At 36.9% G+C, this 1,467-nt stretch carries 2 protein-coding genes and 1 pseudogene; 2 read left to right on the forward strand and 1 reads right to left on the reverse strand.

The features are described from left to right. Both AC3AX0_RS11795 and AC3AX0_RS11800 read left to right on the forward strand, forming a co-directional pair. Positions 1-534, forward strand: a 534-nt coding sequence (locus tag AC3AX0_RS11795; protein ID WP_487550480.1) for a nicotinate-nucleotide--dimethylbenzimidazole phosphoribosyltransferase, incomplete at its 5' end; no start/stop codon positions are given. A 104-nt stretch (positions 535-638) separates the two neighbouring features. Further along, positions 639-773: pseudogene (locus AC3AX0_RS11800) on the forward strand (rhodanese-like domain-containing protein); the annotation flags it as partial. 70 nt (positions 774-843) lie between these two features. Here AC3AX0_RS11800 and AC3AX0_RS11805 read toward each other — a convergent pair. After that, a partial coding sequence (locus tag AC3AX0_RS11805; protein WP_487550481.1) for a Fic family protein occupies positions 844-1,467 on the reverse strand: 624 nt, incomplete at its 5' end.

Here is a 1,467-nt window from a genome sequence, read left to right on the forward strand (position 1 = left end):
AGAAACGCAGTGATTATAAATGAGGCTATCATAACTGCAATACTTTCAGTCATGGGTGATATCCATCCTTCAGAAATCACAGGTGTGGGAGCAAACCTTGATGCAGCAATGGTTGAAAACAAAGCAAAAGTTATAGAAAGAGCAATAGCACTTAACAATCCAGATAAAAATGATCCAATAGATGTACTGGCAAAAGTTGGAGGTCTTGACATAGCAGGAATGGCTGGAACAATGCTTGGATGTGCTGCCAATAAGACTCCTTGCATTATAGATGGTTATATATCCACTATTGCAGCTATCATCGCCTGTGCCATAGCACCTGAAACTAAGAACTATCTTGTATCCTCACATTTTTCAAAAGAAAAAGGTGCAAAAACAGCAAGCGATCTTCTTGGATTGACTCCAATGCTTAACATGGGAATGAGACTTGGCGAGGGAAGCGGAGCAGCTCTTGCTTTCAACATAATTGAATCAGCAGTACAAATGAATAAGGATATGATTACCTTCCAAGAAGGTGGAATCACCGTAGTCTAATCCATGATAATATGGTAAAATCAAACAGGAGGTGTTGCAAATGAAGAAAAGTTTTTTGTTGCAACAGTACTGTTTATTATACTAATGCTGAATTTTCAAACAAGGATGATGTATACATAGTGTACTGCAGGTCTGGAAGCAGAAGTTCCCAGGCTGCAAAAATTCTACTGTCCGAAGGTTATCAGTATATATACGATATGGGTGGAATAGGAAACTGGGAATATAATATTGAGAAATGAATTTTATAAAACAGCCGGTATATCCATATAGAATAATTCCGGCTGTTTTTTTTATGTTTTCATTATAGATTTAAGGAATATCCGCAGGCTCCAAAGCCTCGATATCCGGAGAATCTTCGTGTAGATATTTACTTGATAAAACCTCAAGAAGGTTGTTGTAATAATATACCCGTCCCTTGCTGCTTTCAGAATAGCTTACTATTTTGTCATCCTCAAGAATTACCAGATGCTTTCTTACTGTCTGATAGTTGAACCCTGTTTCCTGTGCTATCTGATTAATTGTAAAGACAGGATTTCTGTAAATGCTCTTGTATATGCTTCCTATATACTTGTTGAACATAATGTTTTCAACCTTTTCATAGTCTTGAAAATACAACTTTTCAAGCTCTATGACGAACTCCGTAAGCATCTTTGCCTGAGTTTCTATCATCTTCAAGAAATACTTGATCCACGGCACCCAGTTATTCTTCTTTCTAATAAGTTCAAGATTTTCATAATACAGACATCTGTCCCTTCCGATTGATTCACTTATGAAGAGGTTGGGATTGTCCATAAGTCCAAGCTTGTTGATGAAAATAGGAAAAAGTATTCTGCTCATCCTGCCGTTTCCATCATTATAGGGATGGATGGACTCAAACTGATAGTGAAGGATTGCCATCTTAACTAGAAGATGATATTCATCATTATCTTCAAT

Source organism: Dethiosulfatibacter sp. (assembly GCF_983023055.1).